Origin of the sequence: Corynebacterium sp. UMB6689 (assembly GCF_030215295.1) — a bacterium.
GTDB classification, from domain to species: Bacteria; Actinomycetota; Actinomycetes; order Mycobacteriales; family Mycobacteriaceae; genus Corynebacterium; species Corynebacterium aurimucosum.
In genome coordinates, this window is the sequence record NZ_JASOLS010000053.1 from 1 (window position 1) to 808 (window position 808).

An 808-nucleotide genomic window follows, 5' to 3' on the forward strand; every position below is an offset into this window, starting at 1 on the left:
ACGCAGCGTAACAATGCGCTAAAGTAAGCCCCACAATTTCACCACCCCATGGTGTCTACTTTCCGGGGGTCAGGCCCGTGGTTCAAGCTTTTGTGGTTTATCACCGTGCCCACTTCTTCTGACCCCTATCGTGTTTACGACCAGGTCTTTATCGACGGCACCTACTTTCACAAGAAATGCCTGCTGGTAGCCTGCACCAATACACACGTCATTGCCTGGCACTGGTGCCTGCGCGAAAGCTCATACGAGTACCTGAAACTGCTCGACAAAATCGCGCAACCACTCATCGTCACCACCGACGGGGCAGGTGGAGCGCTCAAGGCACTGCGTATCAAATGGCCCGACGTTGCCATCCAGCGCTGCCTAGTTCACGTCCAACGCAACACTTTTGCTGATATCAGCCGCAACCCGATTCACCCAGCCCATAAAGCAATCCGGAAACTGGGCTACATGCTTGTTCAGGTACACAACCGTGAAGATGCTGCGCGGTTTACAGCTGCAGTCCACCACACCCGCATTACCTTTGCTGAGTGGCTTAAACAGCGCACCTACCGCAGTGCTATACCGGCAGGCCAAGTACCGAAATGGGTCAGTCCCAACCAGAAATGGTGGTACACCCACCGCAACGCCCGCAGAGCATTAAAGCGTTTGGAAAAACTCATCCATGCAGAACAACTATTTGCCTTCCTTGACCCGCCTGAAGGTGTCACACAGGATTTAAAAGCCACCACGGACCTGCCCCCTGTTTGGTAGACACCTCCGATTCCGACCGTGTTGGGTCGGGGAAAGGTAATCTACCTCCATGCCT

At 54.1% G+C, this 808-nt stretch carries 1 pseudogene; it reads left to right on the forward strand.

From position 1 onward, the window contains the following. Positions 1-78: 78 nt before the first annotated feature. Positions 79-738, forward strand: a pseudogene (locus tag QP363_RS12625) (transposase); the annotation flags it as partial. Between the last annotated feature and the right edge of the window lie 70 nt (positions 739-808).